Genomic DNA, 25,111 nt, shown 5'->3' with positions numbered 1-25,111 from the left:
CCTACCATCGCGCGAAAATTCTTCATTTCCATTCGATTTTCTTCATTTTCACCATCAAAGCGCAGAAATACGCAAGTCAGAGCAATGCCGACTTATCAATAAGTCTGACCATCTGGTAGAACCAGATTGGACGTCCGAGTTGTCCGTCCCTCACATTTCCGCGACCATCGCCGCCTTCACCAGCGCCGCCGCCGCCCAACGGGCGACGGACTGCGTTTCCTCCCCGTCCAGCCCCCAAATGTCCTTCAGCACGATAAGCACTTCCACGCCGAACACCAGCGAGAGCGCCTGCGCCAAACGCTCGAACTGCGCCCCGGACAGACTGCCTTTCAGCGGCGCGATGGCGTCCTTGAGCAGGTCGACGCGATGGCCGCGGGTGAAGCGCGGCTCGTCGCCGAGCGTGCCGGCCTGGCGGCGCGCCCACTGGTCGAGCGAGAGTTTCAGCGCCGCCTTGAACGTCGCCTCATAGGCCTCGATGCGCGGCAGCGACGTGCCGATGAGATCGTCGACGCGAGTCTCGACATCTTTTGCGTCCGATTTCCAGGTGAGGATCGGGCCGAGCCCCTCGTCGACCACGGCCTGCACCAGCGCGGCCTGGCTCGGAAAATACCGATACGCGGTGGCGCGCGACACGCCAGCCGCCTCCGCCGCTTCGGTCACCGAGGGCGTTACGCCCGACTGCATCAACCGGCTTGCCGTCTCCAGCATCAGCCGGCGCGTGCGGGCGCGCGGACCACGCTCTACCTCCTCGGCGCTCGATTGACGCGAGATATCCATATCAATATGATACGTGCGTCTCAAAAAATTACAACAGTCGTATGAGGGAAAAATGACGGCCATCCCGCGCAAGAAGATCCTCGAAAAATTCCGCAAGATGATCGCCGACGGCGTGCCGATCGTCGGCGGCGGCGCGGGCACCGGCCTGTCGGCCAAGTCCGAGGAGGCCGGTGGCATCGACCTCATCATCATCTACAATTCCGGCCGTTACCGCATGGCGGGCCGCGGCTCCGCCGCCGGCCTGCTCGCCTACGGCAATGCCAACGAGATCGTGAAGGAGATGGCGGTCGAGGTGTTGCCGGTGGTCAAGAAGACGCCGGTGCTTGCCGGCGTCAACGGCACCGATCCCTTCGTGCTGATGCCACGTTTCCTGGCGGAACTGAAGGACATCGGCTTTTCCGGCGTGCAGAACTTTCCGACCATCGGCCTGTTCGACGGCACCATGCGCCAGAGTTTCGAGGAAACCGGCATGGGTTTTGGGCTGGAGGTCGACATGATCGCCGAGGCGCACAAGCTTGATCTGCTGACCACGCCTTACGTCTTCAACACCGACGAGGCGAAGGCGATGACCAAGGCCGGCGCCGACATCGTAGTGGCGCATATGGGCGTCACCACCGGCGGCACGATCGGCGCAACGTCGGCGAAATCGCTGGACGACTGCATCGGGGAGATCGAGGCTATCGCCGATGCCGCGCGCTCGGTACGGAAGGACGTGATCCTGCTTTGCCATGGCGGGCCGATCTCAATGCCTGACGATGCGCGCTACGTGCTGGAGCGGGTCGAGGGACTGCACGGCTTCTACGGCGCTTCTTCCATGGAACGCCTGCCGGCCGAGGCGGCGATTGCTAAGCAGACCGCAGACTTCAAGGCGCTAGCGGTCGGCAAGGCCGCGAAGCCGGCAAAGAAAAAGAAGGGATGAGGCGATGAGCGATAGATCAAAGGTGTTCGTCTACCCGAAGGACGTGACGGCATTCGGCTTCGACTGGGGAAGATTGGCGCTGACGGTGGCGCCGGAGGTCAATGGCGCAAAGCGTTTCTCCGGCGGCGTGGTCGACCTGCCGTCCGGCCAGGGCCATTCCCGTCACAACCATCCGGGCGCTGAGGAGATCATCTTCGTTATCTCCGGAAACGGTGAACAGATGGTCGAGGACGAACAGGGCAATCCGGTCACGCAAAAGGTCGGTCCGGGCTGCACAATCTTCGTCCCGGAAAGCCGTTTTCACTCGACGCTGAACACCGGCGACGGGCCAATGCAGCTTTTCGTCGTGTATTCGCCAGTCGGCCCGGAACTGGCGCTGCGCGACCTGCCGGATTTCAGGTTGCTGCCGCCCGGCGGCGAATGACTCTCGGCAACAGAAATTCAAGGACAAGTTTGCGTCTGGACCAAGCACCGGACGTTGCGAGATTGTAAAGTTCGATTCGGCCTGTCCCCTCCGGACGGTGGCCGGTTCGCTCGAAAGTACCTCCGTGAACAATGGTATTCTGCTGGCGCTCATCGCCTACGCCACCTATTCGTGGAGCGATGCGGCGATCAAAGCGCTCGGCGGCAAGCTTTCCGTCTTCGAGATCGGCTTCTTCCTGACGCTCGTGTCCGGCACCTGCATATTTCTCGCGAAGCCGAAACATGAGCGATGGGCCGAGTTCTGGCGGATGCGGCGCCCATGGGCGGTGCAGGGGCGCGCCGTTCTCGGCGTGGCTTCCAGCGTTCTAAGCGTCGTCGCATTCACCTCGATCCCGCTGGCCGAGGTCTATGCGATCATCTTCCTGGCTCCGCTGTTCGTGACGGTGCTGTCGATCGTCTTCCTCAAGGAGCAGGTCGGCCCGTGGCGCTGGTTCGCCGTTGTCGCCGGTTTCGCCGGGGTGCTGCTGGTCGTGAGGCCCGGTTTCCGCACTCTGGAATTCGGGCATTTCGCCTCGATCGTGTTGGCGCTCCTCGGGGCTGTCACCGTCGTGCTGATGCGTTCGCTCGCCAACCACGAGAAACAGACGACGATGCTGGGTTTCCTGATCGTCTATGTGCTCGTGTTCAACGCTGCCGCGATGGCCTTCACTTCCGTCACCCTGCCGACACTGCAGCAGGCGGCCGTCCTGATGGTTGCCGGCGTGTTTTCGGCGAGCGGCCACATCGTGCTGCTGCGGGCAACGCGCTTTGCGCCCGCAAACCAGCTCGCTTCCACACAGTATTCCCAGATCGTCTGGGCGGTGGTGATCGGTGCGCTGCTATTCAGTGAGGAGCCCGATGCCTGGGCGGTGGCCGGGCTCGCCGTGATCGCGGGATCGGGGCTGCTTACGGTTGCTCGCGAGCGTATCCGCCTCGGCAAGGTGCGGTGGAATCCCTTGAACCGGAACCGGGTTTAGGAGCGAGTCACCGGCCGCCCCTGTTCCAGCCGCGGCCGCGCTCGCCGAACATCTCGTAGCCCGTGTCGGTGACGGCCAAAGTGTCCTCCAGTTTGATGAAGCCGCGCGAGGGATGCAGCATAGTGGTCTCGACCGAGAGCACCATGCCGGCCTCCAGCGGTTTTTCAGCGTCGACGCCTTCATAGGCGACCGGATGATTGGTCATCAGGAACGGCGCTTCATGGGTGATGACACCCATGCCATGGGCGAAAAAATCGGTGAAGGCGGCACTTGGTGAAGCCTTGAGAGCCGTCTCGCCAGCGGCGACGAGGTCGCCCCCGAAAGCACCGGCACGGATTTTCGCGAAGGCGGCCTGCTGCACGCCGTCGATTTCCGACAGAAGGTCCTCCAGTTCGCCATCCGGTTCGCCGAGCACACCCATGCGGCAGAGGTCGCCGATATAGCCGTGATAATTGCCGCCGGAATCGATCGACAGCACCTCGCCCTTCTTCCACGCCTGCGGCGAGGCGGCGCGGTTGTGGCTGGAGCCCAGCGTCAGCAGGCAATATTCGAAATGCAGGCCGCGCTTCGTCTCTTCCCGGCGCAGCCGCTCGATGATCTCGGTCTTGGTCGAGCCCTCGTTCGCCCATTCGATCGTGGCCAGCATGGAATCCGTGATCAGTTCCGAGGCCGCTCTGAGCTTTGACAGTTCTTCGGGAGTCTTCACGGCGCGCAGGCGCTCGAAGGTCGACGTGGCGTCGACCAGCGCAATGCTGTTGCCGAGATTTTCTAAAACGGCATGCGCGTCCGACGGCATGAAGGGTGGCTCGATACCGATGCGTGCACCGGGTTTTGCCAGTTTGCGGATGTGCTCGGCCGCGAGGTTGGCCGCGTCGATGCTGCTCCAGGTCGCGGGCTGGAAGGTCGGCGTCCAGAACGGACGGTTGGCATGCTCCGCTCCTTCCATCTTGTTGGCGATGTAAGCGGCGTTTTCCGGCCGGCCTTTTTCATAGACCAGCACCGGCAGGTAACGGCTGTGGCCGATGGCGTCCATGGCGGCGAAGAAGATGAACTTGTAGCCGCCAAGCAGATACTGGACGTTGTGCTTCGAGGTGGCGACCAGAATGTCCAGCCCGGCTGCTTCCATCAGGCGGTCGAGCTTTTCGTGATCGAACGGAATGGCGATTTCGCCGGCAGTCTGCGATTTGATGTTCATGATGTCTCTCCCTGGCTTCACCGTAGCGCGGCGGGGCGGTGGTCCGCAACGGCGGCGATGCCGGGCGGCGGGATTCATGCGGGCGACTGCAGCCGCGCCTTATCCGACTTCCCCTCGATCCGAAAACCGCTGCTTCAACAGCCGGTAAAACCCCTCCACGCGCGGCAGGGTTTTGGACAGTTTTTCGAAGCGCGGGTCGAGGCTGGTCGACCTTCCCATGCGCACATCGGCCAGAAAAGCCCCATGCTCGGCCAGCGCCTCGGGCGAGGCTTCGGGCACCGGCGTCGAGACGCCGACGGCCTCGGACTTGCCCTTGACACGGACACTGTCGAGTTCGGCCAGCGCGATCTTTCCGCCGGCATGGCGCGCCGTCTCCTCGCCAACCAGGATCGACACGCCGAACGCCTTGGTCTCGCTCTCCAGCCGCGAGGCGAGGTTCACCGCGTCGCCCAGCGCCGAATAGTTGAAGCGGAAGTCGGAGCCCATATTGCCAACCACGCAATCGCCGGTGTTGATGCCGATGCCGATCTTCAGCGGATGCGGCTTCTTGGCAAAAATGTCGGCTTCGGCCTCGCGCTCGACATTGAGCGCGTCCACCGCCTTCAGCATGGCGAGCGCGGCTTCTATGGCGTGGACAGCATGGTCAGGATCGTCGAGCGGGGCGTTCCAGAAGGCCATGATGGCATCGCCGATGTATTTGTCGATGGTGCCGCCGGCCTGGAGGATCACGTCCGAGAGCGGGTTGAGCAGCCGGTTCATCAGCCGCGTCAGGCCTTCCGGATCGTCCTTCATCTCTTCGGAAATGGTGGTGAAGCCGCGCACGTCGCAGAACAGGACGGTGAGTTCGCGCCGCTCGCCGCCCAGCTTCAGATTTGCGGAGTCTTCCGCCAGCCGCTCGACCAGCACTGGCGACAGATATTGCGAGAAGGCGCGGGTGACGCGCATGCGGCGGCGGCGCTCGGCGGCATAGTCGCGCGCGCTCTGGATGGCGGCCACGCCGGCAAAGGCGAGCGAGGGAGCCAGCGGAGCGAGATAGAAGCGGCCATAGTGCAGGACCAGGAAACTCAAGCCGAAAAACAACAGGATCGTCGCCACGGACACCACGCCCGTGACGTAGCCGGTGCCCCGCCAGACGGCGAGGCCAGCAAGGACCGCCGCGAGGCCGGTTGCAAGTCCAGCCAGTAGGGCCGAGGCGGGCACGACGAACAGGCCGCGCGCCAGATTGTCGAGCACGGTCGCCTGCAGCTCGGCGCCGGCGACCAGAGTGCGGCTGCGCACCGTGTAGGGGGTGGCGAAGACGTCCGCGCCGCCGGTATCGATGCCGGAGGCGGACTGCATGGAGAGGCCGACGATGACGATGCGGTCGCGAAAAATGTTTTCCGGCAGAAAATTCTTCGGATCGAGCGCCTGGTAGTAGGAGACCGTTGGGAAAGTGCGGGCTGGGCCGAAAGCCTGGATCAGCGCATCCGCCGGCGGACGGCCGGGCGCCACGCCCGTTGCTGCCAGCAGGCGCGTGGCAAAACCGTCGGCATAGGGCGGCATGCGACGGACGATGCCGTCGCCGTCCAGCACGACAGAGGCGACGCCGGGTCTTGCGCCGGCTTCGGTAAGGGCAAGCAGCGGTTCCACCCTTATGCGCTGGTCGGCCTGCGGCGTGCGGATGATGGTTTCGTCGGCCGCCAGCACGACATCCGGCCCGAGCGCCGCGGCCAGCGCCGCATCACCGGCCGCGGCCGAGGGTTCGGCAAAGATGATGTCGAGGCCGACCGCCTTCGCGCCGGCCGCGCGCAGCGACCGGACCAGCGCTGCATGCAGGTCGCGCGGCCAAGGCCAGCGGCGGCCGATCTCGGCCATGGACGGTTCGTCGATGGCGACGATGATGGGCGACTTTTCGGTCGGCGACGGCGGGGCGACCGTGGAAAAATAGTCAAAAATCTTCAGTTCGATCAGCCGCCAGGGCGAGGTGAACGAAGCGGCGATGACAACCGCCGCGACCAGCGGGACGATGATGGCCAGTTGCCGGAGCCGGCGCCTGGCGTCGCCGGGCGCCATCTCAGAACCGCATTTTCAGCGAGCCGGTGAAGACGCGGCCCCAGCCCGGCGTATTGGGCGCCACCTCGAACTCCTCATCGAACAGATTGTAAGCGGCGAGCTCGAGTTCGAAACGCTTATCCAACGGTTCCCAGGTGAGGAAGGCGTCCGCGGTCCAGTAGGGATCGAGCATGATCCCGGAATCGCCGCCGGAGCGCTCACCGACATAGCTTGCTGCCACGGTGACCTTGACGTCCGCCGTGCTGACCCAGGTCAGGCCCAGCCTGGCCATCTGCTCCGGCACGTACGGTATCAGGCCGCCATAGCTCAGGCTCGTCGGATCGCGGTTCTCCGAATTCGCATAGGCGAAGGTGGCAAAGGCGCCGAAGCCGTGCGTCAGCCAAAGGTTTGCAGTGGCGCTGACGCGGTCGATCCGACCCTCGGTGAGCGAGATCTGGTCGAGCGTGAGCGGGACGGGAATGGCGAGATCGTCGAGCTCCTGGTGCTGGTAGTCGACTGCGGTGAACAGATGATCCGACCATTGCGCCTCCCAGCGCGCCGCGAAGGTGCTGCTTTTGCCGCCGATGTCCAGCGGCGCCTGGTTCGCCTGCATACCCATTACCCCGACCGGCGCCAGCGTGAAGGCGTTGAGCGCGCTGCTCTCCTCGATATAGCCGACACGCAGCCAGTGACCCTCGAACGGCGCCCAGGCGGCACCGACGCGCGGCTCCGCGCGGATTTCGTTGAGCGCCGCGCCCTCGAACATTGTACCGAATAAACCCGCTTCCACCTTAAGGTTGGGCGTGATGTCGTAGAGAGTGTCGGCGTAAATGCGGCCCGTGGTTAGGTCGTAATCGGTTTCCGTAGTGACCTGGTCCCGCGATACACCCGGAATATATATCAGGTCCGATACAGTGCGGTTCTGCTTGAGCATTCCGCCCTCTGCGCCATAGCGCAAAGTCAGGTCGCCAATTCCCAGCGTGTGGTTCACGCTACCGAGTACTGAATCGCTGTCGGTTTTAACCTGTTGCTCCCCGAGACCAGATAGCAGGAACTCGTCGTTGATAAGGAAAAGGAACCTGGCCGTCTCAAGGCTGCGACGTTTGAAGCCTGACGCGAACACACCTGCGCTCACAACATTCCGATACCCAAAGGTATGGCTCCAGGCAGCGCCATAGCCGCCAGTGCGGTCGTCAACGGTGCGATCGTATGTGGAGCCGAGTAAGGAGAGAGAATCCAAGCCGGATGTGTTGGGCGTGACTGGCAGCCCAATCGGCGGAACATAGACCGTCAATCCGTTACTGAGATCATCCTCATTGTCCTGGACAGAGGCAAAGAGGACGATGTTGTCGTTTGGAGTCGGGCTGAGCGTCAGATAGCCGAAGCCGCCAACCGTCTTGTCGAGCAGATCGAACTCCGTGGAAGTTCGGCTCGCATCAGGCTGAATCTCGCCGCGCGACTCCTCGGTATCGCGCTTGGTGAATTGGCCGTAGAAGCTGATCGGGAACGGGTAGGCGAGATAGCCCTTCACCTCGGCTTCGCCGGTCCAGCCACTGGCGTCACCCCCGAGAGCGCCGCCCTGGATCGCGCCTTCGATGAAAGGCCGGTTGATCAAATTGGCGCCGCGGGAGCGGCCGGCAAGCATCTGCGGATCGAGCAACAGGCCCTGAAATAAGGAGGACAACGCCGAATCGGCAACGACCGGCTCGCCGACCGTCTGCCCATCATAGTCGCCGCTGGTGGTGAATGGATTCGGGCTGCCGGCGATCGCCTGATCGGCGAGCGCGCTGGCGGAAAACGGATCGAAGACCACGTCTCCATAAAAGCGGCCCCAAGCGTCGAGCCCTTGCAGCCGATAGGCCGAATTCAGTGTCGAGCCCTGGTCGCGGCTGGCGCTCAGCGCCGCGTAGTCGCCGCCGCGCGCCCGTGCCCGCTTCAGCGCTTCCTGGGCGGCGCGGATGGCGCGGTCGGAATCATATTCGTTCGCCGCGATCGCAACTTCGGCGGACGCCGTAACCGGGTCGTTGGGGTCGAGCCTGTTGGCGTTTTGCAGCGCCTGTTCTGCGGGTTCCTTGTCACCCTTCTCGTAGTAGGCGGCGGCTAGCAAGAGAAGGATATTCGCGTAAGCTGGATTGGCGGTCGAGGCAGCCAGCAAATCCTGCACCGCCCTATCCATCTCGCCAGTCTGAATGTGGTAGCGCCCGCGCGCCACCAACCCGATATCGAAGGATGGGTCTTCCGCCATCGCCGTGTCGATCTCCGCCTTGGCTTCGGCAACGCGGCCCTGGTCGAGATAAAGCAGCGCAAGATTGGCGCGGGCCAACGGGTCCTGCGGGTCGAGTTCCACACCTTTCAGGAATGCTGCCTCGGCCTCACGCTCGGCGTCGCGGGCGCTCAGCACAAGGCCGAGCAGGTTCCAGGCAGAGGTCGAGCCGGGCATGAGTTCGGAGGCGCGGGTGGCGTCGGCCAGCGCGCCTTCGAGATCGCTCTGCACCACCACGCGGTAGCGGGCGCGGGCCTCCAGCGCGGTCGGATCGTCGGGGTCGAGCGCCAGCGCGCGCTGGATCGCCTCCTCGGTCTGCGGGCGGTCGTCGACCAGGATAGCAAGCTGCGCGCGCACCGCCGGCAGGGTCGGGTCGTTGGGATAACGCTGCTCGGCACGGCGCACGATCTTTATCGCGGCCGGAATGTCCTGCAGGAAACCCGCCGTCCAGGCGGCGGCGACGGCACCGGCCGGGCCGCTGGCCTCACCGCTCGGCGGCTGCTCGATGCGATCGGGATTGACCAGCGCGCGCGAGAAATAGCCGCCATAGTCTGCCATGGCTCGCCGGCTTCCGGACAATCTTGGCGCGGCGCGGGAGAACAATGGGATAGCGTCGGCGTAGCGCTTTTCCGAAGCCGCGATCATGGCGTCGACCAGGTCGAGACGGGCGCGCTGGGCTGGCGCCAGGCGGAAGGCCCGCGCCTGGTCGGCGGCGCGTTTTGCAGCGGCGCGGCCGTCATAGGACAGCGCCACCTCGGCCAGCGTCAGCCATTGCTCGCCCGTGCGCGCCGCCTCCGGGATTTCGGCGATCTTCGACCGCTCCTCCCGCATCTCGCGGCTGGAGAGCGGCGAGGCCGGGAGGATCAAAAAACTGTCGCGCAGCGAGAGATAAAACAGCATCTGCTCGCGGTCGTCCGGCGCGACGATCACCGTCTTGGTCGGCGCCTGGCCGATCCTGGCCGAGGCCGCCTCGCCGGGCACCACAGTGACCGAGCCAAGCGCGTTCGACAGTTCGACCTTGCCCTCGAGCACGGTGAGCGAGGTGCGGTCGCCGACGACCGTCATCGTCCAGTCGGTGCCACGGATAGCGGCTGCCGCCGCCGGCGTCTCGATGACGAGGCCCTCGCCGCCGCGCTCGGCGCGCGCCCAGATGCTGCCGCTCTCCAGGCTGAAGCGGGAGTCTGCGCCGGGGTTGATCTCCTTCACCACCATGACGGTGTTGCGGCCGAGCCGGACCTGGGTGTTGTCGGCGAAGAGAACGGCGAGGCTTCCCAGTGCGTTGGTGCGCAGTTCGTCGCCGGCCAGCAGGTCCTGATGAATGTCGACGCCGCGCCACAAGCTGACGTCGATGAAACGCACTTCCTCGCCGGTCTTGCGGGCGATGACGGACCCGGCGGCGGGGGCGTTGCGGGGAACCGGATCGGCGATTGCGATGCTGGCGCAGCCAAGCATCAACCCTGCCGCCAGTGCCCCCACGAACTTGCGCATGATACCGTTATCGCGCCCCAATCCCCAGGCGTTATGGTGAGAAAGGCAAAGCGGTGTCAAGCTTGCGAGCGCGGTTTTGACGCCGGAGCGGCCGCATCGGCCGCCTCCAGAAGGCTTTCGGGCGGAATCTTACGTTAGGTCATCCGCACTGCCCGAGATGGCTGATTCGAGTTCGGAGAAGTGGGCGAGCCGGGCGAACCTCGTGGGACCGCCTGGCGTCCGACAGACTTCAGACCACGACGAAATCGTTCGCCGACAGCGACGGCAGTCCGGTCAGCGTCGCGAATTGGATCGCGGCGCCGGCGCCATTGGCATCCGCGTCGTAATAGAGATTGCCGGTGATGGTGTCGTAGACGATGTGGTCGTTGGCGTCCTGCGCCGTGCCGCCGGCATTTGCCCGGAAATAGCCGGATAGCAGCGGACCGGTCACGGCCAGCGCCGCGAACACCGACTTGTGCAGTTCGACGCGGTCGCCGGCCGGGTTGAAGTCGACGATGGTGTCGACATTGCCGGCGCCGAGCGCGGTGGAAAACACGAACATGTCGTTGCCGCCGAGGCCGCGCAGCGTGTCGTTGCCGTCCTTGCCGTCGAGACGGTTTGCGCCGGCATTACCAACGATCTCCTGGCCGAACGCATTGCCGGTCAGGTCTATGCCGGTGGTTCCCGCCGAACCGTTGGTGGTGAGCAGTTCGATCTCGACGCCCTTGCCGAGCGTATAATCGACCGCCGCCATGACCCGGTCGGTTCCCTGCAGCGCGCCGTCGACGATCAGGTCGCCACTGTTGAACACGCGGTAGGTGTCGTTGCCGCCGAAGCCGCGCAGGATATCGGCGCCACCGACGCCGCCGCCATGCAGGACGTTGTCGCCGGCATTGCCGGTGATGGTTTGGGAGAGTGTGTTGCCGGTCAGGTCGATCGCCGTCGAGCCGCCGACCGAAGTCGTTTGCAGATATTCGACCTCCGAACCCGCCGTGAGCTTGTAGCTGACGCCGGCGGCGACGCGGTCGGTTCCTTCGCCGGCGTTCTCGACCACCACATCGCCGGCATTGTAGATGTAGTAGGTGTCGTTGCCGAGCAGGCCTTCCAGCCTGTCCGCCGCGCCCTTGCCGCCGTCGTTCAAGATGTTGTCGCCGTGGTTGCCGGTGATCGTCTGCGCCAGGCGGTTGCCGGTCAGGTCGATCGCATAGGTGGCGGTGCGCGAGGTGGTGTTCAGCGATTCGACCTCGGCATCGGCCGTCAGCACGTAGCTCAGCGAAACCGTCACGCGGTCGAACCCTTCGCCGGCATTTTCGATGATGTAGTCGCCTGCGTTGCGGACGTAGTAGATGTCGTTGCCGCCGAGACCCTTCAATATGTCGGCCTCGCCCTTGCCGCTATCGAGAACGTTGTTGCCCGCATTGCCGGTGATGGTCTGGGCAAAAGCGTTGCCGGTGAGATTGATCGAAGTGGTAGCCAGCCCGGAGGTGGTGTTGAGATATTCGACGTAGACACCGGCGGCGAGCACATAATCGACACCTGCGGTAACGCGGTCGGCGGTGCCCTCGTCCTTGCCTTCGACGATGACGTCCGCGGCATTGTAGACGGCGTAGGTGTCGTTGCCGCCACGCCCGATCAGGATATCCGGCAACGACCCGAGGCCCACCCCCGCCGTGCCGCCGTCGTTGAGGAAGTTATCGCCGTCATTGCCGATGATGGTCTGCGCGAGCGCGTTGCCCTGCAGGTCGATCGCGGTGGTGCCCTTGGAATTGGTGGTGGTCAGCAATTCGATATCCGCGGTGGCGGACAGCGCATAGCTGGACTGGGCGGTGACACGGTCGGCCGCGCCTTCGCCGGCGACCTCGACGACCACGTCGCCCAACGAGTTGACGATGTAGGTATCGTTGCCGCCCTTGCCTTCCATCGTGTCCGCGCCGAAGCCGCCATTGAGCGTGTTGTCGGAGGCGTTACCGATCAGCACGTCACCGTCGCTGTCCACGCCGGTAATCGTAATGGTGACCGTCGCGGTGTAGCCGCCGAGGAGAGCGTAGGTGAAGCTGTCGGTCGCGGTCAGATTGGTCGCGCCGGAAAGGGCGCCCGGCAGATAATCGAAGGCGCCGTTTGGATCGTAGCTGAAGGTGCCGTCGGTATTCACCGTGAGCAGCGCGCCGGAGGGCAAAGTGAATTGCGTGCCGACATTGCCGGGGTCGCCGTTGACGGCCGCAATATCGAAGTCTGGGCCGCTGTCGATGCCATCACCATTGTCGTCGAAGAGGTTTTCGCCGAGACCGAGCGTGCGATTTTCCCAGATGGCGAAGGCGTCGTCCTGCGCGCCGGTGGCGATGACCTGGACGAAGATCGGCGCGGATAAGCCGACGCCGTCCTTCTTGCCGTCGTCGACCGTCATGCCGATAACACGAATCGGCAGGTAGTTGCCGGGGTCGGCCACCGAACCGTCCGGGTCGTCGCCGGAGGTGAAGGTGACCGTGCGCAGGACCTTCTCGTAATTCTCCAGCGTGTCGTTGCCGGTCAGCGTCAGGGTGAAGGTGGCGGCATCGTAGGCCGCGACGATCGAGGTTCCGGTCGTGTCCGCCGAGAGCACGTCGCCCGGCAACCCGCCGGGGCCGCCGGAATCGTCGAGGAAGACCGTCGCGCCAACGGCGGTGCCACCGTCGGGATCGACGTCCTCAAGTTCGAGGCGCGGCGCCAGCGCCAGCGTGTCGCCCTCGGTGAACGTCAGGAAGCGCGGATATTGCCACTCGTCATCCGTGTCCATCTGGCCGATGGCGATGTCGCCGGGCACGCCGAAGGTCGGGATCGGCGTATCGTCCGCCGAAAACGTGCCGTCGCCCTTGCCGAGCAGGACATGGATGTCTTCGCTGCCCTTGTTGACGACGACGATGTCAAGAGACCCGTCATCGTTCATGTCGGCGAGCTTCAGGCTCGCGGGATCCTGTCCCACCGTATAAGCGGCCGGAGCCAGAAACATGCCGCCGCCGAGGCCCAGCATGAAGTCGACAGTGTCGAGGCCGGAATTCGAGGTGACGATGTCGAGCCTGCCGTCGCCGTTCAGGTCGCCAAGCTGCACATCCGTGATCGGCGCCCCAATGCCCGCCGGCAGCATCGAGGACGTGAAACCACCCAGACCGTTGTTCACCAACAGGCTCAGCACACCAGTGGCCGCATCCGCGACGACAAGGTCGAGGCCGTTGACCCCGTCGATGTCGCCGACGGCAAGCGCGCCGGGTTGGGGAACGCCGATTGTGGGAATCGAACCGCCAAAGGCGAAGCCGGCGCCATTGCCGGTGCCGATGACCACGTTGCCCGCGACGGCCGCTGCAACGTCGAGCTTGCTGTCGCCGTTGAAGTCGCCTGTCACGACTTCGGTCAATCCGAGGGCGAACGGCATGGGCACGAAGTTCGTCGTGAACGAGCCGTCCCCGGCGCCCAACAGCACGTTGGCCATGATGCCGCTGGTGTTGCCGACGAACAGATCGAGGTTTCCGTCGCCGTTGAAGTCGCCGCTGACCATCGAGACGGGAGACGGCATCACCGGGATCGGCGATGATTCGAACGGCGTCATGCAGCCGCAGCCGTCATTCTCCAGCAGAGTGACGGTGTTCGTCGTCGGGTTGGTGACCGCCACGTCGAGGTCGCCGTCATTGTCGAAGTCGCCGAGCACGACCTTTGTTGGAGTGTCGCCTCCGTCTTCGGAGGAGCCGGTGACCGCATCGCCGTCACCGTCGCCGCTGATGATGTCGACAAAGCCGTCATCCGGGAAGGTGACGACGAAATCGAGCCCGGGCGAGAGCCGGAACAGCGGCGCGTCGTTGACCGCCTCGACCTCGACCGAGGCCTGGGCCGTACCGCCCGAATAAGCAGTCGTGCCGCCGTTCACCGACGTGTCGGCATATTGCCGCGTCGTATCGTCGGAAGGCGTGCCGGTCGTCTGGTCCCAGGCGCGGAAATCGATCGTCGCCGTCTCGCCATCAATGCCGTCGGGCGCGTAGCTGACCAGCGTGTCGGGAGACAAAAGCAGCGCGTGGCCGTCCGAAACCGAGCCGAAGCTGAGCCAAGTGAAACCGCCGTCCGTTGAATATTCCCAGTCGCCGTTGCCGGTGAGGCCGGTCACGGCAATGCCGACATCGTCGCCATCGATGTCGGCAAAACTCGTGCCGGCGAGCAGGTCGGCGACCGTCACTTCGGCGTTGGGGAAATCCTCGTCGGTGGGCGGCAGCACGACCGGTCCGCCCGACAGCGTCGGCGCGTCGTTTTCGCCGGCGATCGACACGGTGGCGCCGATCGAGACGGATGCCGTGTCCACGCCGCCGCCAGCGGTGCCGCCATTGTCGCGGATGCCGGTCAGCGTGACGACGCGGTCAGTGGTGTCCGGGGCCTCGCTCGTATTCGAATAGGTCAGCCCGTCGATCAGGGTCTGGGCGCTCGCGGCCGGGATGCCCGCGGGCATCGACAGGGTGACCGTCGCCACGCCGCCGACGGCGGAAACGCTGTAGCCGATGCCGTTCGCGACCGTCGTTCCAGCCGTGCCCTCGGTCAGCGCCACGGCGGTGCCGTCCACGCCCAGAAGCTCGCCGGCTCCGTCGGCGAGGTTTTCAACAGTGAGCGTGATCTGGTCGATCGACTGCCCGGCCTCGCCGGTGGAGACCGAGACACCCGAGAACAGATCGACGGCGGTTCCGCCTTCCGTGAAGGTGGGTGTCCCGCCGGTCGCCGTGAGCGACGGCGCGTCGTTTTCGGCCGTGACGTTGACGACGATTTCGGGTGGCGGTGTGGTGTTCTCGAAGAAGCGAACCTGCCCGGCGACGTTGCTCTCGCTTCCCAGCAGGAGGTCGGCCAGACCGTCGGCATTCAGATCGGCAAAGCCGGGAACGACGTAAAGGCCACCATCGATTCCCGCGAACGGATTGTCCACCGCCTCCTCGAACAGCATCGTGCCGCCGCTGCCGACGTTCAGATACGTATGAATGCCGCTCAAACCGCCGCTGACGATGTCGAGACGTCCGTCGCCATTGACGTCGACCAGCGTTGGCAACGCGTCGGCCGGCCCGCCTGGAGCAAGCGGATCGGCACCGCCGGTGAGTTCGGTAAAGACGGGTGCGGTCGCCGTGCCGGTGTTCTGGAAGATGCGGATCTGTTCGCCGCCGCGATCGCCGCCAAGAACGAAATCGAGCAGCCCGTCGCCATTGAGATCTCCGAGTGCCGCCCCGGAACCGGTGCCGCCTGTCAGCCCGATGCCCGCGAAAGGATTGGAGCCGCCAGTCAGTTCCACGAAGTTCGGGCTGGCCGCCGTTCCCAGATTGACGAAAGCCTGGGCTATGCCGGTTCCGCCGCCGAAGACGAGGTCCGTCGTGCCATCGCCGTTGATGTCGCCGAAGGTCGGGGTCGGATAGCCCGGAAAGGCGATGCCGGAGAATGGATTGGCGGGGCCGACCTGTTCGGTGAACTGCGCGGCCGCGGCCGTGCCGGTGTTGTAATAGACCCGCACACCGTTGAGGCTGCCGACCACGAGATCGATCAGGCCGTCGCCGTTGAGGTCGGTGGCCGCCGGCGCGCTGCGGCCGTCGCCGGTGTCGATCCCGGCGGTCGGACTGCCGGCACCGACCACCTCGCTCCAGGTCTGTTCGGCTAGAACCGCGGTCACCTCGCCGGCGGCGTCGGTAACGGCAATGCTTAGCGTGCGGCTGGCCGTCGGGTTGTCCGAACTATTGGCGTAGGTCAGGTTCTCGATCAGCGCTTCGATCGCAGCCGACGTCGCCGACGCGTTGAACGTTACCGTGAGGCTGCTGCCGGACCCGCCCGACACGGTGCCGATGGCCGTGTTTTCGAAGAATACAGTGCCGCCGGTCAAGGCAATCTCGCCAGCCCCGGTGCCCTGGTTGCGGATCGACACGATGTCTTCCGCCAACAGGCCCGAGACGACGAGGGTGCCGCCGGCGAAATCGCCTTCGGGATCGCTGAAGGCGACATCGACATCGAGCAACTGCGGCGTCGCGTTGACGGTGTTCTCACCGAAGGTGACGCTGGGTTCCAGATCGGTCAGCAGGGGCATGTCGTTTGCTTCCGGAGGTTAATGGGCCAGCGACGCCGGCGTGCGGCTCATCGCCGGCGTTCAGCAATGTGATGGTGCGGAAGGCATCGCGGAGCCGCGCCATCACGGCGCCGGCCTGCACGCCGGCCGGCGAACAGCCGGACTTGCGCCGGTCGCCCGGCGTGCGCATGACAAACGATCGGCTCGCTCACTGAATCCTCCCACAGAAACAGCTCGGGGCACCGCGGCTTTCACGCAACGCGGCGCCCGGACATGCGGCGGGGTCTTGCGGCTTTGTCCATGAGACAATCCGGTCTCCCGCCGGATTTCCTGCCCCATCGGCCCGACCGAGCCCGCCCCGTCCTCGTCGGCCGGTCCAACCGGCCGAAACTGCCCGGAAGGGTTGTAGTCGATTCCGCAAGGCACCGACAGCCGACATGGCAAAAATTTTTCACCCGGCGGTAAATGAAAGATGACCGCCAAGGACAGCATCGATGGCCTGAACGACATCCGACTGAAACGTGATCGGACGAAAAGGCCGGACGCCGCGGCGCGGGATCGGATGGCCACGCGACAGGGAGGTGACCGTGAAAGCCGTTCCGATCGTTTTCGTCATCGTTGTCGTTGTCGCCCTCGCAGGGTGCGGCGGCGGACGCGGGGTGCGTTGCTCGGTGTTCACGCCCGGCTTTCCGCTCTGCGGGATATGAGCTTTCGTGCACGTTGCCGTAACCACGATTGACCAAGGAAGGATGGACAGGCGTCCGCTTCCCATTACCATGCGTATGAAGGCCGGCTGTCGCGGCTTCCGTGCCCAGCCGCCGGGGCGGCCATGAGGGATGGTCATGAAGACGGAAACGTTGATGATCGTGGTGATGATCTGCTTCGAGTTGAAGCACTACATCGCCGACTATCTGTTCCAGCCGACATGGATACTGCGCGGCAAGGGCAGCATCCGGTCACCCGGCGGCTACGTCCATGCCGGCATCCATGCGGTGTGCTCGCTTCCGGTGCTGGCGATCGCCGGCCTCGGCCTGCTTCCCATGCTGCTGCTGGCCGCGGCTGAACTCGTGGTGCATTACGTTATCGACTACGGCAAATCGGCGCTGTCGGCGCGCATGCGTTGCGATCCGACGACGCAGCTCTACTGGGCCATGCATGGCGGCGACCAGTTGCTGCACCAGCTCACCTACATCGCCATGCTCTACGCCGCGATGGTCTTGCGCAATGCCGTTTGAGAAAGCCTCGGCGAGGTTTACCCGCGAAGGCCGGTCACGGGATGCGGCGTCCGTCCGAACCGAACAGGTGCACGTCGCCGCGGTCGAAGGCGAGATGCACCGTCTGACCGACAGCATAATGCGTCTTACCGTGCTGTTCGACGGTGACCAGTTCGTCGACGCCTGCGGCCTGGACATAAAGGAGGCTTGAGCCGCCGAGATGTTCGACCACGACGATCCGGCCTGGAAGCGCATCGGCGGCATTCGTCGCGGATACCGAGATCGCGTCCGGGCGGATACCGAGGTCGATCGCCATGCCGGGAGCTATGGCTGGGCTTGCGGAGAGCGAAAGAACCGCCTTGTCGGTCGAGAATATCGACAGGACAGGTCCCGATGGGGAAGGTTTGGCGAAGGTGGGGATGAAATTCATCTTCGGCTGGCCGAGAAAACCGGCGACGAAGCGGTTGGCCGGCCGCTCATAGAGTTCGAGCGGCGAACCCTGTTGCTCGATCCTGCCCTGGTTGAGGATGACGATGCGGTCTGCCAACGTCATCGCTTCGACCTGGTCATGCGTGACGTAGATCATCGTCGTCTGCAACTGCTCGTGCAGCCGCGCAATCTCCACCCGCATCTGGGCGCGCAGGCCGGCGTCGAGATTGGACAGCGGCTCGTCGAACAGGAAGACATCCGGCTTACGGACGATGGCGCGGCCGATGGCGACGCGCTGGCGCTGGCCGCCGGAGAGTTCCCTCGGCTTGCGGGCCAGCAGCTCGCCAAGTTGCAGGATGGCGGCTGCCTCAGCGACCTTGCGATTAATCTCGGCCTTGTCGGTGCCGAGCATCTTCAGCGCGAAACCCATGTTCTCGGCAACGCTCATGTGCGGATAGAGCGCGTAGGACTGGAACACCATGGCAATGCCGCGATCGGCGGCCGCGACCTTGCTCATCGGCTTGCCGCCGATGAAAAGCTCACCGGAAGTGATTTCTTCGAGGCCGGCGATCATGCGCAGCAGCGTCGACTTTCCGCAACCGGATGGGCCGACGAAGACGACCAGTTCTCGATCCTCGACGGTCAGCGAGACGTCGCGAACGGCCTCGACCTTGCCGAAGGATTTTACGAGGTTCCTGAGTTCTACAGACGCCAACTCCTCAGTCCCTCGCCTTGACCGCCCACATCTCGATCTCGACCAGGAAGCCCGGCAGCAGGACGGCCTGCACGGCGGTGCGCACCGGCAGCGGTTCCGGCATCATCGTGTCGTAGACAGCATTGAAACGCGACCACTGGCCGAGGTCGGTCAGGTAGATGTTGACCTTGAACACATCCGCCAGCGAGCAGTCGGCGCTCGCCAGTTGCCGGGCGCAATTGCCGAGCGTGGCACGCGTCTGCTCCTCGATGGTCTCGCCGAGCACCGCACCGTCCATGTCGATCGCCACCTGACCGGAGATGACGACCAGCTTTGTCGCATCGACCTCGAGCACCGGCGAATAGGGGCCGGCCGTGACATGCTGCGTCGCGCCGCGCGGGCGGGTCTTCAGCGGATGATATGCGCCGTCAGCCATGATGTTATCCCTTGACGGCGCCGCTGAGCAGGCCTTCGACGACGAACCGCCAGACGAGGACGACCAGCAGCAGCGTCGGCACGATCGCGATGAAGATCGCGGTGTTGAGCAGGCTCCAGGACAAGTCGGTGTTGCGGGCGAGCGCCGCCATCACCACCGACACCGGCCGTGTCGCCGCGTCGCCGGAAAGCACCATGGAGAACATGTATTCCGAATAGGAGAGCATGAAGGCGAACAGCCCCGTCGCGCCGATCGACGGCAGCGCCAGAGGCAGGGCTATGCGGAAAAAGGCTTGCAACCGGCTGCAATGGTCGAGCACCGCCGCCTCGAAAATTTCCGCCGGCATTTTCCGGAAGAACACCGACAGGATAAGCACCGTGAAGGGCAGAGCCTTGGCTGTGTGCACCAGGATGATGCCGGCCTGCGTGCCGACTAGGCCGAATGCCTGGAGCATCATGTAGATCGGGGTGACCAGCGCCACCGCCGGCACCAGCGGGCTCATGATCAGGAACATGAAGGTGAGTTTCTTGCCCGGAAACAGGTAGCGGGCGAAGATGAAGGCGGCCGGCGCGCCGAGCAGCAGGTTCAGCAGCATTGAGGACAGCGCGATAACGCCGCTGTTGAGCAGGCTTCGCGGCACCTGGCGCGCCGCATCCGAGATCATGGCGCGGTTGGCGTTCTCGGCCAGATAGGAATCGGGAAGCTGGCCGGTGAAGACGTAGCGATAGGTGTCGAAATTCAGCCCTTCGCTGAACAGCGGCTTGCTTGAATCCAGCAGCACCCGGTCCGGCACAAGGCTGCCGACCAGCGACAGGATGACCGGCCCGCCGGTGAAGATCAGGATCAGCGAAGCAAACAGGAAGGTCGCGAAAGGATTGAGCCGACCCTGCATGTCATTCGCTCGCGAACAGATCGGAGTGCAGGGCGCGGGTGGGCTGGTGTCGCGGCGCGTCGGCAGCGGCACCTATCTGACCGACGACGCCGACCTCGTTTTCGACCGCATGGACCAGACCAGCATTGGGAGCCACGAGGCAGTGCCCTCCTTCGCCGAGATCGTCGAAGGCCGGCTGCTGTTCGAGCCGGCGATGATGCATCTGGTGGTGACGCGGGTGCAGGACGAAGAGATCGCCGAGATGCGGCGCATCCTCGAGCAGATCCTCACGGCCCCGACCTGGGAGGATTTCAAGGAGCAGATCTACGCCCTGCACCGGCAGATGTTCGCCAGCACCAAGAACAAGTTCCTGATGCAGATCATGGCGAGCATTCTTGACGACCGCCGCGCGGTGCTGTTCGACGGCCACGATACGGATAAGCCGGCGCCTGACGCGGTGCGCCGGCAGACGCACAAGGACCTGAAGGCCATCGTCGACGCCATCGACGCGCGCAATGCCAAGCGCGCGGAGGAACTGGTCTCGGATCACCTGATGCGGACCCTGGCGACCATCAATATCTGGCAATAGGTACCCACGGCCTTGGGCGGCCGGCTCGCCCGCCGCAAAGCCCTTCGCAACAGCGGTGGTGCGCTGAACGCATCATGGGAATGGTGCCGATCTTTGCGGGCATTAAGCCAATCTTCACCATTGAAGCAGTTTGGCCCGCACAGGCCCCGCTCCGACTGAAACCGGTGAACCCTGCGCTGCGTACATGAGGTATTTAAGGACCGCGGAACTGCAACGCAGAAGCGGGGGGATCTCGGATGAACATTCATCTCAAGGATCACACACGAACTCAATTGACTCGCATCCATGCCGCTTTGCGTGAACTGAAGGATCTGGCGGAGGCGGAACGCTGCGATCTGCTGACCCACCTGCTGGCCATGGCCTATCTTGAATCCGGCGATATTTTGCGAGGGCTTAGACCATCGCGATCCGGGGAGAGCCCCCTCCCGGCCAAGGGGAAAATAAGGCGCAGGCCCACCTAACCTTCCCCCGACCGGCTAATCCTCAGGTCGAAGTTTCGATTCGCGAGGGGTCGGTTCGGAGTTGGGATTTGCTCGCTTCTCACGCCGCTCATGATGGCCCTGTCGTTGCGACATTCTCCGTCAGGGAGCGTGACATCCTCCGCCACGGAGGTGGACAAAGGGCACTGCACAATTTCTGCACGCAACCCCTGAGACTCTGCCAGCTTGCGGCGCGGGTTGTCCATGAACCGCGGCCACAAACGTGGCATGAAAAACAGTTCTTATCCTGTCCAGCCCGAACGGCTTCCAACCACCATTCTCTTTGACGGCTGGTGGCTCGACGCCCCGTCGAGGCGCGGGCCGAATGCGAAAATATTGCCGTTTCGAAAGCCAGCCTCGCGATCCAACGCTGGATACAACGTCCCTTCCGAACCGAGGGCCTGATCATGATGCGTCAGGTCACGATGGCTCCCAATTTTGGAGTCCGCACAGGCTTGGCCGTGCTGTTGACGGCGGCTGCCGATTTTCTGCTGTTCGATAGACCGGTCGGGCTGTCGCTGCTGCTCTTCGCGGCGCTTCTGTTTGCAGGGATCACGGTAGCCAATTCGCCACATCACGATCGGTCGCTGTTGTTCAGGTGCCTGCTTATCCCTGCCGGGTTGCTGCCTTTGGCCGAGAATGTAAGCGCATTGTCCGTGTCAATGGCGCTGATTTCGCTCGCCTTGTTCGCACTCGCGTCGGCACGGCGGCTGCGCGCCGGCCTGGCGCATAGGACGTTGCAGATCCCGGCGTTCCTGCTCGCCGCCCCGTTCCGCTTCCCGATGGACATCCGCCGCTGGCGACGAGCATCGAAACGCATGGGCCGCGCCACGATACGCCTGATCGGCATGATCGGCTGGATCATGCCGGTTTCGCTCGCCGCCGTCTTTGTCGCGCTATTCGGCATCGCCAATCCGGTCGTCGAACACTGGCTGTCGCTGCTCGATCCCTGGGCGTTGCTTGAACTGCTCGGGTTCTGGCGAACGCTCTTTTGGATCATTGCCGCTCTTTATATCTGGGCTTTCCTGCGGCCCCGCGCGCCGAATATCCGCGTTCGTTCGCTCATGACAGTGCCGCCCTTGTCCAGACCTGTCGCTGCGCCGGACCGATTGCATGAGGCGCTTTTCGGCAAGAAGGCGATCCTGCGCGCCTTGCTCGTCTTCAATCTCATTTTCGCCGTCCAGACCGTTCTCGATGGCGCCTATCTGTGGGGCGGCGTGGCCTTGCCGGACGGGCTTACCTATGCCGGCTACGCACATCGCGGCGCCTATCCGCTGATCGTCACCGCTCTTCTCGCCGCATGTTTTGTCCTTGCCGCAATGCGTCCGGGCAGCACGATCGCCGCCGATCGGCCGATCCGCCTCCTCGTCTATCTCTGGACCGTGCAGAACATCGTGCTCGTAGCGTCCTCCATCCTGCGGCTCGATCTCTATGTCGGTATCTACTCCCTGACCTACTGGCGCGTGGCGGCGTTCGTCTGGATGATGCTGGTCGCAGCCGGCCTCGCGCTGATCATGGCGCGCATCGCGCTGCAGAAGCCCAATTCATGGCTCATGGCCGCCAATCTTCTGACGCTTTCTCTCACGCTTTATGCGTGCTGTTTCGTCAATTTCGCCGGGCTGATCGCGGACTACAACGTTCGCCACAGTTTCGAGATGAGCGGTCGGGGGCAGCAACTGGATCGATCCTATCTTTTCGCACTCGGTCCCGAGGCGGTTCCGGCAATCGACGTGTTGCTCAAGGACGCTAAATTCGGGCGCGTGGCCGACGCGATTTGGCTTCGCCGCGAGCGCGGGTCGCTGGCGGCCCGTCATCGCGAGCGCAGCGCGGAATGGCGCGCATGGACGTTTCGCGGCTGGCGGCTTTCACGCTATCTGGAACGAAACCCGGCGTCGCCGTTTCCAATGGACCCGCCGCCCCGTTTCGATCGCTGAGAGACCGCCGATGGCCCATCGCATCCTTGTCGCCGACGACGATCCCCATATCCGCGAGGTCATCTGCTTCGCGCTGGAAAAAGCCGGCATGGTCGTCGAATCCGTCGGCGACGGCGCGGCGGCGCTGCGCCAGGCCCAGCTAAAGCCCGCCGACCTGATGATCCTCGACGTTGGCATGCCGGAGATGGACGGGCTTGAGGTCTGCCGCGAGTTGCGCAAGACCTCGCGCCTGCCCATCCTGTTCCTGTCGGCCCGCGACGAGGAGATCGACCGTATCCTCGGCCTCGAAATGGGCGGCGACGACTATGTGACGAAACCGTTCAGCCCGCGCGAGCTGATCGCCCGCGTCAATGTCATCCTGCGGCGCGCCCGCCCTGAACCGGAGGCGGATGACGACGAGCCGATGGCGTTTGGCCGGCTGACGCTGCGTCCGGCGCGGCGTACCGTCCGCTTCGGCGAGATCGACCTCGATTTCACCGCGATCGAGTTCGCCATCGTCAAGCGGCTGATGGCCCGCCCGACATACGTGCTGACGCGTGCCCAGATCGTCGATGCCAGCCACGCCGCCAACATCCACATCTCCGACCGCACCGTCGACAGCCACATCCGCAACATCCGCGCCAAGTTCGCCGCCGCCGGCTGCAGCGATGCCGTCGAGACCGTGCACGGCGTCGGCTTCCGGCTCGGCAGGTGCGGGGCGTGAGGGACAAATGGCGTCCGCGTCTTGGGTTCGTGGTGCTCGCCATCCTGCTGACGGTGCTGGCGCTGCCGCTGGCCGGGCTGTTCTTCTTCCGGGTTTATGAAAACCAGTTGATCCGCCAGACCGAGGCCGAGTTGATCGGGCAGGGCGCGGTTATTGCCGCCGCCTTCGCCGCCGAGGTGCGGCTGGCGGTGCCGGCCTCGTCGCTGGGGGCGGCGGTGCCGGATAGACCCGAATCCGAACGCGCCGAACGCCTGCGGCCGATCGAGCCGGAACTCGACCTGGCACTCGACCCCATCCTGCCGCCACGGCCGGCCTCGGCGCCGGGCGTCCCCTATCCCCTCCTCGCCGCGCTCGGTCCGAAATTCTCGGGAATACTCGATACGGCGCAGCAATCGACGCTGGCCGGCTTCCGGCTGCTCGATCCGTCAGGTGTGGTGATCGCCGGCGGCAGCGAGGTCGGTCGGTCGCTGTCCGATGTCGAGGAGGTTCGAGCCGCGCTCGCCGGCCAATACGCCAGCCGCTTGCGCTCGCGCATCCGCGACAGGCCGGCGCCGCCGCTCTATTCGGTGAGCCGCGGCACGATGCTGCGCATCTTCGTCGCGATGCCGGTCGTGGTCGACGACCGCGTCGCCGGCGTGGTCTACATGTCGCGAACGCCGAGCAATGTCGTAAAACATCTCTACGGCGAGCGCGGCAAGCTGGCGCTGGCGGCCGTCACCATCCTCGCCGCCACGCTGATGATCGCCTTCGTCTTCATCCGCACCGTCAGCCGGCCGATGTACGAGCTGATGGACCGCACCGCCCGCATCGCCGCCGGCGACCGTGACGCGATCCGTCCGCTCAGCCATCATGGCACCCGCGAGATGGCCGAGCTTGCCGGCGCCTTCCTCGACATGGCGCGAAAACTGCAGGCGCGCTCCGACACGATCCGTACCTTCGCCACCCATGTCTCGCACGAGCTGAAATCGCCACTGACGGCGATCCAGGGCGCCGCCGAATTGCTGAGGGACGCGGGCGAAGGCATGGACGAGGCGACGCGGGCGCGTTTTCACGCCAATATCGTCGCCGATACGGAAAGGCTGAAAGGCCTGGTGCGCCGGCTGATCGAACTGGCGCGCGCCGAAAGCACGGTCCTGACAGGCGAAACGACTTCGCTCACCGAGGCGCTTGCAACGCTTGGTCCCGAGCAGCGGCTGGCGGTCAAAGTAGAAGCAGGTCCGGACATCCGTTTCCGCATGTCGGCGGAGAATGCCGCGATCGTATTCAGGAACCTCGCCGACAATTCGGCGCGGCATGGCGCGGCGAATTTCTGGCTGTCCGCCTCGGGCGCCGGCACGGTCACGATCCTCGCCGACGACGACGGCAGCGGCATCTCGCCGAACAACCGGACGCGGATCTTCGAGCCGTTCTTCACGACACGGCGCGACAGCGGCGGGACCGGCATGGGGCTGGGCATCGTCGCCGCACTAGTCAAGGCGCATGACGGGGCCGTCGCGCTCGCCGACAGCCCATCCGGTACGCGCTTCGTCATCACCTTGCCGGGGGCCGGTTAACGCCACTCTCCTCCCCCTTGATGCCATCGTGTTTACACATTTCGGATGTTGGACGCAGGCTTGCCGATCGGC

General features: G+C 64.5%; 17 protein-coding genes. 9 read left to right on the top strand and 8 right to left on the bottom strand.

Features of this window, described 5'->3' with window-relative positions; genetic code table 11:
- Positions 1-150 precede the first annotated feature (150 nt).
- Positions 151-777: a TetR/AcrR family transcriptional regulator gene (locus ACH196_RS18620; protein WP_396648417.1), complete on the bottom strand. Its 627-nt coding sequence runs from the start codon at positions 775-777 to the stop codon at positions 151-153.
- A gap of 52 nt (positions 778-829) precedes the next feature.
- Here ACH196_RS18620 and ACH196_RS18615 point away from each other — a divergent pair, with 52 nt between their 5' ends.
- The 3 genes from ACH196_RS18615 (at position 830) to ACH196_RS18605 (ending at position 3,135) form a co-directional block, all read left to right on the top strand.
- A complete protein-coding gene (locus tag ACH196_RS18615) occupies positions 830-1,696 on the top strand; it encodes a phosphoenolpyruvate hydrolase family protein (protein ID WP_396648416.1) in 867 nt (288 codons plus the stop codon).
- A 4-nt stretch (positions 1,697-1,700) separates the two neighbouring features.
- Positions 1,701-2,120, top strand: a complete 420-nt coding sequence (locus tag ACH196_RS18610) for a cupin domain-containing protein (RefSeq protein WP_396648415.1) — start codon at positions 1,701-1,703, stop codon at positions 2,118-2,120.
- 124 nt (positions 2,121-2,244) lie between these two features.
- Positions 2,245-3,135 carry a DMT family transporter gene (locus tag ACH196_RS18605; RefSeq protein WP_396648414.1) on the top strand — a complete coding sequence of 297 codons (891 nt, stop codon included), beginning with the start codon at positions 2,245-2,247 and terminating at the stop codon, positions 3,133-3,135.
- Between the two features lie 7 nt (positions 3,136-3,142).
- Here ACH196_RS18605 and ACH196_RS18600 read toward each other — a convergent pair whose 3' ends face one another.
- From ACH196_RS18600 to ACH196_RS18585, 4 genes are all read right to left on the bottom strand, one after another.
- On the bottom strand, positions 3,143-4,330 hold the full coding sequence (locus ACH196_RS18600; protein ID WP_396648413.1) for a M24 family metallopeptidase: 1,188 nt from the start codon (positions 4,328-4,330) through the stop codon (positions 3,143-3,145).
- 99 nt (positions 4,331-4,429) lie between these two features.
- Complete coding sequence (locus tag ACH196_RS18595; RefSeq protein ID WP_396648412.1) at positions 4,430-6,382, bottom strand: CHASE2 domain-containing protein; 1,953 nt, start codon at positions 6,380-6,382, stop codon at positions 4,430-4,432.
- Between the two features lies 1 nt (position 6,383).
- A complete protein-coding gene (locus tag ACH196_RS18590; RefSeq protein ID WP_396648411.1) occupies positions 6,384-10,112 on the bottom strand; it encodes a FecR domain-containing protein in 3,729 nt (1,242 codons plus the stop codon).
- 229 nt (positions 10,113-10,341) lie between these two features.
- A complete protein-coding gene (locus ACH196_RS18585) occupies positions 10,342-16,158 on the bottom strand; it encodes an FG-GAP-like repeat-containing protein (RefSeq protein ID WP_396648410.1) in 5,817 nt (1,938 codons plus the stop codon).
- 821 nt (positions 16,159-16,979) lie between these two features.
- On the opposite strand from ACH196_RS18585, the gene ACH196_RS18580 reads away from it, so the two are divergent.
- On the top strand, positions 16,980-17,372 hold the full coding sequence (locus tag ACH196_RS18580; protein ID WP_396648409.1) for a DUF3307 domain-containing protein: 393 nt from the start codon (positions 16,980-16,982) through the stop codon (positions 17,370-17,372).
- Between the two features lie 34 nt (positions 17,373-17,406).
- Here the strand turns inward: ACH196_RS18580 and ACH196_RS18575 are convergent, their stop codons facing one another.
- Genes ACH196_RS18575 through ACH196_RS18565 form a run of 3 tightly spaced genes read right to left on the bottom strand, consistent with a single transcriptional unit; the run spans position 17,407 to position 19,802 of the window.
- Entirely contained in the window at positions 17,407-18,495 is a 1,089-nt protein-coding gene (locus tag ACH196_RS18575) for an ABC transporter ATP-binding protein (protein ID WP_396648408.1), read from the bottom strand.
- A 4-nt stretch (positions 18,496-18,499) separates the two neighbouring features.
- Positions 18,500-18,910, bottom strand: coding sequence for a RidA family protein (locus ACH196_RS18570; protein WP_396648407.1), 411 nt, complete (start codon positions 18,908-18,910; stop codon positions 18,500-18,502).
- A gap of 4 nt (positions 18,911-18,914) precedes the next feature.
- The gene (locus ACH196_RS18565) at positions 18,915-19,802 is read right to left on the bottom strand and encodes a carbohydrate ABC transporter permease (protein WP_396648406.1); all 888 of its coding nucleotides are present in this window, start codon (positions 19,800-19,802) and stop codon (positions 18,915-18,917) included.
- Here ACH196_RS18565 and ACH196_RS18560 point away from each other — a divergent pair.
- The 5 genes from ACH196_RS18560 to ACH196_RS18540 all read left to right on the top strand — a co-directional run bounded on the left by ACH196_RS18560 (position 19,801) and on the right by ACH196_RS18540 (position 25,039).
- Positions 19,801-20,370, top strand: coding sequence for a FadR/GntR family transcriptional regulator (locus ACH196_RS18560; RefSeq protein WP_396648405.1), 570 nt, complete (start codon positions 19,801-19,803; stop codon positions 20,368-20,370). The two genes, ACH196_RS18565 and ACH196_RS18560, sit on opposite strands and share 2 nt — an antisense overlap.
- 236 nt (positions 20,371-20,606) lie before the next feature.
- The gene (locus tag ACH196_RS18555; RefSeq protein ID WP_396648404.1) at positions 20,607-20,831 is read left to right on the top strand and encodes a hypothetical protein; all 225 of its coding nucleotides are present in this window, start codon (positions 20,607-20,609) and stop codon (positions 20,829-20,831) included.
- A gap of 425 nt (positions 20,832-21,256) precedes the next feature.
- Entirely contained in the window at positions 21,257-22,783 is a 1,527-nt protein-coding gene (locus ACH196_RS18550; protein ID WP_396648403.1) for a DUF4173 domain-containing protein, read from the top strand.
- Positions 22,784-22,793: 10 nt separating this feature from the next.
- Positions 22,794-23,486, top strand: a complete 693-nt coding sequence (locus ACH196_RS18545) for a response regulator transcription factor (RefSeq protein ID WP_396648402.1) — start codon at positions 22,794-22,796, stop codon at positions 23,484-23,486.
- Complete coding sequence (locus tag ACH196_RS18540) at positions 23,483-25,039, top strand: ATP-binding protein (RefSeq protein WP_396648401.1); 1,557 nt, start codon at positions 23,483-23,485, stop codon at positions 25,037-25,039. The genes ACH196_RS18545 and ACH196_RS18540 overlap by 4 nt, the downstream gene beginning before the upstream one ends.
- The last annotated feature ends 72 nt before the right edge of the window (positions 25,040-25,111 follow it).

The sequence above is a fragment of the Mesorhizobium sp. IMUNJ 23232 genome (genome assembly GCF_044326205.1).
Lineage (GTDB): Bacteria > Pseudomonadota > Alphaproteobacteria > Rhizobiales > Rhizobiaceae > Kumtagia.
The sequence above is the reverse complement of the archived record's forward strand: the minus strand, read 5'-3'. Positions and strand labels throughout refer to the sequence as shown.